Genomic DNA, 7,340 nt, shown 5'->3' with positions numbered 1-7,340 from the left:
GATTGGGGGTGGGGGGATCGGGGAGAATGGCCGGATCAGCGGACGAGCACGGAGCAGGGAGCGCGCAGTGGCGGCGGCGTCGACGGGCAGTGGCGGCGGCTGGTGGGGGCGGCGCGGCGGGGAGGGCGCGCGGGCGGAGGCGAAGGAGGCCCGGGCCGCGGCGCAGGAGGCGTTCTTCGAGCTGGAGGAGACCCAGCGGGAGCTGCAGCTTGCCGTGGAGACGGTCCGCGCGGCCGAGGAGGGGCCGGCCGCGCAGCGGGCGCTGGCGGAGCTGCCGGCGATCTCCGGGCGGGTCGAGCAGGTCACCGTGAACTATCTGGGTGCCCTGGACGCGTACAACCTGGACAGCGAGACCCTGGACGCGACGTCGGCGGCGCGGGCCAAGCGGATGCTGGAGGACGCCCGGGGCCAGCTCGGGTCGGCCCGTGCGGAGCTGGGCGACTACCTGCGGCGCCTCCAGCCGATGGTGGAGCACGCCGAGCAGCAGTTGGTGCGGGTGACCCCGGCGGTGGAGCAGGCCAAGCGCGCGCTGCTCGCCGCGAGCAACGCCCTGGACGCGGTGCGCGGCGCGGGTCTGCGGGCGGACGACCTGGCGGCCCGGCTGGCCGAGCTGGCGCCGGAGCTCGGGCGGCTGAACGAGGGCGCCGCCCGGCACGGGGTGGCGGCGACGCTGCGGCGCGCCGACGAGGTGCGGCAGCGGGCCGAGGCCATCGCCGCCGATGCCGCCCAACTGCCGGAGAGGGCACATGAGTTGGATCGACGGGTGGCCAGTCTGCGCACCCGCATCCAGGCGCTGGAGACGAAGGCGTCCTCCGTCCCGCCGGCGCTGAGCGAGCTGCGCCGCCGGTTCAGCACCGCCTGCTGGCAGGACCTCCAGCACGTGCCGGAGCAGGTCGCGGAGACGGGCCGCGCGGCCGAGCGCAAGCTTGCCGAGGCGGCCCGCGCCCGGGACGAGCAGCGCTGGGCGGACGCCACCGCCGCGATCGGCACCGTCCGCGCGCTGCTGGAGACGGCGGACGGCTCGGTGCTCGCGGTGAACGACCGGCTGCGCCTGCTCAACGAGGTGCAGCACGACCCCACCCGCGAGGTGGAGCGGACCCGCTTCGCCCTCCGGGACGCGCAGCGCCTGGCGATGGCCGGCCGCACCTCGCCGGACCCGCGGCACGCGGGCCCGCTGGACGAGGCGGTGGTCCGGGTGGACCGCGCGGTGGCCGCCCTGGAGGCCGCCGGGCGGCACCCGGACTACTGGCACTTCCTGACGGAGCTGGCGGCCGTACGGGACACGGCGGCACGGGTGGTCGACATGATCCGCGAGGACATGGGCGGCCACCAGCACTGACGGTCACCGGCACTCAGGGTCACCAACGCTCAGGGCCACCGGCGCTCCAGGCCACCGGCACGGACGGCCACCAGCGGGGGCGGAGCGGGCTCGGTACCCTGCCGGTATGCCTCGCTACGACTTCCGCTGCCGCTCCTGCGGAGCCACCTTCGAACTGCGCCGCCCGATGTCCCAGGCCAGTGACCCGGCCGTCTGCCCGCAGGGCCACGAGGACACGGTGAAGCTCCTCTCCACCGTCGCCGTCACCGGCGCCGCCACCGCCGCCCCGCAGGCCCCGTCCGGCGGCGGGGGTGGCTGCTGCGGGGGCGGCTGCTGCGGCTAGACGGCGACAGCGCCCACCGCTAGTGCCGCCGCCAGGAACCGCCGGACGATCTCCTCCCCCGCCGTCACCCCCACGTGCGCCAGCCCGGTGACGCCGGGGGCCGTCCAGCCCCGGTCCGCCAGTTCGCCGTGCCCCGGCCGCCAGGCCGTGTGGGCGGCGAGCAGCAGGTCGGCGTCCAGCAGGGAGTCCCCGGCGGCGAGCACGGTGTCCGCGCCGCTGCGCCGGACGACCTCGGCGAGCGCGGCGCTCTTGCTGAGCGGCGTCGGCACGGCGTAGACCTTGCGGCCCTGGAGGGAGACCCGCCAGCCGCGTTCGGCGCACCAGCCGGTCAGTTCGGCCAGCCAGCCGCCGGGCAGCGCGGCGCGGTCGACGACCAGGTAGGCGAAGGAGTCGTCGGCGACGCGCCGCTTGAGCGTCCAGCCCGGGTCGGCGTGGCGTTCCAGGTGCGCGAGCACCTCGGCGAGCGGCGCCGCGCCCTCGGCGATGCGTCCGGTGATCTCCCGCCGCCAGTCGGCGTCCGGCACGCCGTCCGCCAGCAGCTGCCCGCCGTTCGCGCAGATCGCCCAACGGGGCTGCAGTCCGGGCAGGTTGACGCGCCGGTACTGCTCGACGGTCCGGGTGGTGGCGGGCACGAAGCAGGCGTACTCGGCGAGTTCGACGAGCAGGGCGGCCGCGTGCTCGGTGAGGAAGGACAGCGGGCGACCCTCGTACACCTCGACGCACAGCAGCCGGGGCGCCGCCTCGTCGGGGCCGTCCAGCGCGAGCGCCCGCTCGGAGTAGATCAGCGTCCGGTCGAGGTCGCTCACGGCCAGTACGGCACCCATCAGACGGCCCTTCCGTTCGCGCCGGTGGCCCCACGGGTGTACCGGGGGTGGATCAACCCCACGCAGGAGTACGGGAGTTCGTCGACCTCCTCGACCTGGACGCCGCGCTGCCCGGCGAGCAGCCGTACGTGGTCGAGGTCCGCGCCGACGCCCCGGCGGGCCAGCACCCGCCAGGGGACGCGGCGCAGCAGCACCCGGGTGGTCTCGCCGACGCCGGGCTTGACCAGGTTGACGTCGTCGATGCCGTACGCGGCGCTGATCCGCTCGACGGCGGCCCAGCCGGCCCAGTCCGGCGTGCGGTCCGGGTCGGCGGCCAGGCGCTCGGCGCCCTCGCGCACCGACGGGCGCACCTCGTCGAACCATCCGGCGACGGCGTCCAGGAACTCCCGCGACACGTCCGCGGCGGCCAGCTCCAGGTAGTGCTTGGCACCGTGGAAGTCCCCCGGCCCGATCAGCCCGGCCCGCAGCACCGTGCGCGAGACCAGGCCGGAGACGGTGGAGTTGAGGCAGGCGGAGGGGATCAGGAAGTCGTCCCGGGTGCCGTAGGTGCGCACGCAGCGCCCCGGGTCGGCGAGGACCGCGAGGGCGGGGTCGAAGCCGGTGCCGGTGAGCGCCTCGGCGAGTTCGCGGGTGATCGCGCCCTTGCCCGTCCAGCCGTCGACGAACACCACGTCGGCGGGCCGGTGGTGGGCGGCGAGGTAGCGCAGCGCGACCTGGTCGATGCCGCGTCCGCGCACGATGGACAGCGTGTAGTGCGGCACGTCGAGGCCGTGCGCGAAGGCGAGCCAGCGGCGGATCAGGACGCCGACCGGCGTGCCGGCCCGGGCCAGGGAGGCGAGGACGAGGCCGGGCCCGCGCTCGCGCAGCAGGGTCTCGGCGACGGTGCCGACGGCGAGCGCGATCCGCCGGGCGGAGCCGTCGAGCGCCTGCCGGAACAGCTCCTGGTACTCGGGGCTGGGCTGGTACTCGACCGGCAGCGACTCGGCGTAGTGCGCGCCGCCGTTCTGCACGGCCTCCTCCCGCTCCTCGGTCGGGGCCTCCAGCGCGACCCCGGAGAGGTCCTTGAGCAGCCAGGCCACGTCCTCCTTCGGGTAGGAGGAGAACTCCGGCCCGTACAGCGGCTCGGGCAGCGGCTCGGGCTGGGGAACGGGCAGCGGCTCGGGCACGGGAACGGGCTTGTACGAGGGCAGCACCGCGAGCACCACCCGGTCGGTGACGAGCCGCAGCTGGTTCAGCAGCGCCCGCTCGCCCTCGTGCAGCGCGGGGGTGTCGGCGACGTCGTCGACGACCAGCACCACGGCGTCGAAGCGCCGGGCCGGGTCGGCGCCGGGGGCGACGTTGTAGGCGTAGCGCTCGCGGGAGGCGCCGTCGGCCGGGGCGTCGTGGGCGGGGAAGGCCAGCCGGGTGCGGATGGCGTAGCCGGGGTCGTCGACGGCGAGGACGGGCGAGCGGGTGGTGGTGGAGCAGCGGACGCGGTCGCCGCCGAGCAGGTCGTCGAGCGCTCCGGCCAGCCGCAGCGGCGCGTACATCAGCTCCTCGCAGCCGAGCACCAGCACCCGGCCCGCACCGGCGGGCAGGGCCGAGGCCAACTCCCCCGCCAGAGCGGGCAGTACGGCCTCCAGTCGCGCCCGGTCGTCCCCGGTGAACCCGTGCCGCCCGCCGTCCGGCAGTCCGGCGGGCCAGCCGAGCTCGACCCGGACCAGCGATGCGGGCGGGGCGTCGGGCAGCGGGGTCGGCTCCCCGACCTCGGCGATCAGCCGCTCGGCGCGGGAGATCACGTCCTCGGGCAGCCGGACGGAACCGGAGGCGGTGGCCACCAGGTCGATCCGGACGCCGAGTTCGGCGGCGGCCTCCTCCAGGCGACGGCGGTCGGCGGCGGAGCGCAGGTCGACCAGGGCGACGACGACGTAGCGGGAGCGCGGCTGAAGGGCGTGCAGCTCACGGATCGTGTTGAGGATGGTCTGTCCGGTGGAGAACTCGTCATCCACGAGAACCAACGGGCCGTCACCACACAGGAATTCAGGTTCCGAAGGCAGCAGCAGATGGGTGGTGGCGTGCGAGTGCTCCTCCTCGAATCCCCCGACCGACTCCACCCCCGGCACCGGCCGCCGCGTGGAGTGCAGATAGGGGACGCCGAGGCCGTCCGCGACGCTGTGACCGAGGCCCGTGGCCGTCTCCGCGTAGCCGAGCACGACGGCGCCCTCCGCCGCCGCCCCGAGCAACTCCCGTACGCTCCGCCCGAGTTCCACCCCCACACCGTGCACCACGGCGGGCCGCTGCGGAACGTGCTTGCCGAGCACGGTGGAGACCAGCAGGTGGGCCCGCCGGGGGTTGCCGGACCGCAGGGCCAGGCCCACGAGCTCGGGCAGCCGCTCCGAGCCGTCCAGGCCGATCCCCACCCGGTCGGCGACCCAACGGCCGCTCCACGTCTGCTCCGCGACCACCTGCCCCGCAGCCGCCTGCCCCGCGACCGCCTGCTCCGCGGCCATCTTCTCCGCGACCATCTTCTCCGCGATCGTCACTGCCGACCCTGCCTTCCATCCGTCCCGTACGGATCCACCCACGACTCCCTCACCCGCACAGGCAGGCCGACAGCAGCTCCGCGAAGCTCACGTCCTCGCGCGCCACCCCGAAGACCCGCGCCCGCAGCAGCACCCGCTCCGCCCAGGCCCGGTGCGGCCGCGCCTCGTTCATCTTGTTCGTGTACGCCGACCGCAGCACCCCGCCCCCGCCCTGTTCGGCGCGCAGGATGTCCCGGGCGTCGCAGTACTCCTCGTGCGTGACGACGGAGAGCGCGTGCACGGCGGGCACATGGCTGGGGTGGATGCAGGTCTTGCCCAGCAGCCCGTTGGCGCGGTCGAGTTCGACCTCGCGGATCAGCCCGTCCAGGTCGTGGGCGATGATCCGCCGCCGCACCTCCTCGCCGCTGGCCGCCGCCGTGCCCCCGGAGGAGGCGAAGGGCGTGCGCCGCAGCTGCGGCTTGAACATCCGCTCCTGCACCGGGAAGTACTCCCAGACCGGCCCGGTCACCGTGTACCCGGTGCCGTCGGCGCGCCCGAGCACGTTGACCACGTCCCCGATGACGCCCGCGACCAGCGCCACGTCGTACGCGGTGAGGTCGGGCGAGCGGCGCAGCCCGTACGCGGAGCACAGGTCGGTGACGCCGAGCCGCACGGCGAGGACGCGCTCCCGGTGCCCGGCGAGCAGTTCGGCGATGCCGTGGAGCTGCTCGCGCCTGGTCTCCAGGTGGGCGAGCTCGGGCGACTCCAGGACGGGCATGGCGAACAGCCGCCGCCCGGTGGAGGCTTCGGCGGCGGCGAGGGCGGCCAGGTACTCGCCGCCCCCGTCGGCCGTGAACTTGGGCAGGACGAAGCCGCTGAGCAGTTCCACGGCCGGCCCGAGCCGCTCGGCGAGATCGATGATCTGGGAGGCCGTACGGACTCGAATGAAGAGAAGGGGGTGGCCCTGTGCGTGATCGGTGAAATCATTGACCAGGTCGGAAAACTGCTCGACCAGGTTCCGCTCGCCCGCGCCCACCTCGTGGTCGGCGATCGCGTCCTCGAGGCAGAGCACCATCGAGACCACGCCGCGAGCAGCCAGTTTGCGGACGTCGGCGGCCAGGGTGGGCCGGGTGGCCGGGCTGTAGAGGGTGCCGCCGAGGGCGGTGGCGAGCACTGCCGGCTCGCTGTGCGCGTCGAACGCCCCGGGCTGCTCCAGGAAGAGCCGCCCGCGGACGTCCTCGGCGAGATGGCCGAAATGACGCATGCTGCCCTCCTCGGGATCGGACGGATCGGGCGTGTCCGGCGGGCTCGACGGCCCTCCGCCGGCCCCTGGGGCCCTCTCGAACATCAATCGTACGGACGGATTCCGGCCGTTCCGCCGTCCGGTCCACTGAACTCCCGGAACATCCACCCTGCCCGCAGCCCGGGCCCGCCGGACATCGACGATCCCGGGATGAGGCCGGGCAAACCTCCGGAACCGCAAGAATTGGCAAAGTCCGCAGCCCCGGCGACCGCCCTGGTCACGTTGTCCGAAGGGGTGGCGAACGGGCAGGATGGTCCGCTATGACGCACGTGATGGCCAAGGGCGCCAACATCGCACTGCCGGCGACGGCGGTCCGCGCCGTGCTGCGCTGGAGCGACGTGCCCGGTGCGCCGGACGTGGACGCCTCCGCACTGCTGCTCGGAGCGAACGGCAAGGTCCGCTCGGACTCCGACTTCGTCTTCTACAACCAGCCCCGGCACCCCTCCGGCGTGGTGCGCCACCTGCCGAAGCAGCACACCGCCGGCGGCGCCGAGATCACCGACACCGTCGAGGTCGAGCTCGCCAAGCTGCCCGCGACGGTGGACCGCGTGGTGCTGGCCGGCTCCTCCGAGGGCGGGTCGTTCCGGGCGGTGCCCGGGCTGTTCCTGCTGCTGTTCGACGTCGCGGCCGGCGAGGGCGCTCCGCCCGTGGCCGAGTTCGCGATCGTCGACGCCGAGAACGTCACCGCGCTGGTCGCGGGCGAGCTGTACCGGCGCGACGGCGGCTGGAAGTTCCGGGCGATCGGCCAGGGCTACACCTCCGGGCTGATCGGCCTGGCCACCGACTTCGGCATCACCGTGGACGACGAGGAGCGCGCCGCCGAGGCCGCCCCCGCCACGACCGGCGCCCCGACCGCCGCCGTCGACCCGCGCGCCACCCCGGTGCCCGCGCCCCGCACGGCCGACCCCGACACCTTCCGCCTGCCCGCAGCGAACCCGCCCGGCCCGCCGCAGAACACCCCTCCGCAGAACACCCCGGCCAACGGCCCCGCGACCCCGGCCCCGGCCCCGGCCCCGGCCCCGGCCACCATCGCCCCGCCCCCGCCCTCGGC

General features: G+C 75.1%; 6 protein-coding genes. 3 read left to right on the top strand and 3 right to left on the bottom strand.

Translation table 11 applies throughout. The features are described from left to right. Window positions 1-1,339: hypothetical protein (locus IH61_RS0139295; protein ID WP_420714080.1), on the top strand; the 1,339-nt coding region annotated here is incomplete at its 5' end. 106 nt (window positions 1,340-1,445) lie between these two features. Next, on the top strand, window positions 1,446-1,661 hold the full coding sequence (locus tag IH61_RS0139290; protein ID WP_031079131.1) for an FmdB family zinc ribbon protein: 216 nt from the start codon (window positions 1,446-1,448) through the stop codon (window positions 1,659-1,661). On the opposite strand, the gene IH61_RS0139285 is transcribed toward IH61_RS0139290, so the two are convergent. From IH61_RS0139285 to IH61_RS0139275, 3 genes are all read right to left on the bottom strand, one after another. Next, complete coding sequence (locus IH61_RS0139285; RefSeq protein WP_031079129.1) at window positions 1,658-2,485, bottom strand: hypothetical protein; 828 nt, start codon at window positions 2,483-2,485, stop codon at window positions 1,658-1,660. The genes IH61_RS0139290 and IH61_RS0139285 overlap by 4 nt on opposite strands. Continuing rightward, window positions 2,485-4,974 (bottom strand): phosphoribosyltransferase, encoded by a 2,490-nt coding sequence (locus IH61_RS0139280; protein ID WP_051838769.1) that lies wholly within the window; start codon window positions 4,972-4,974, stop codon window positions 2,485-2,487. The genes IH61_RS0139285 and IH61_RS0139280 overlap by 1 nt, the downstream gene beginning before the upstream one ends. An 82-nt stretch (window positions 4,975-5,056) precedes the next feature. Next, the gene (locus IH61_RS0139275) at window positions 5,057-6,250 is read right to left on the bottom strand and encodes an HpcH/HpaI aldolase/citrate lyase family protein (RefSeq protein ID WP_031079125.1); all 1,194 of its coding nucleotides are present in this window, start codon (window positions 6,248-6,250) and stop codon (window positions 5,057-5,059) included. A gap of 299 nt (window positions 6,251-6,549) precedes the next feature. On the opposite strand from IH61_RS0139275, the gene IH61_RS0139270 reads away from it, so the two are divergent. Next, a partial coding sequence (locus IH61_RS0139270) for a TerD family protein (protein ID WP_031079123.1) occupies window positions 6,550-7,340 on the top strand: 791 nt, incomplete at its 3' end.

The organism is Streptomyces sp. NRRL WC-3742 (assembly GCF_000720635.1).
GTDB lineage: Bacteria > Actinomycetota > Actinomycetes > Streptomycetales > Streptomycetaceae > Kitasatospora.
This window is presented reverse-complemented; position numbering and strand designations above follow the sequence as displayed.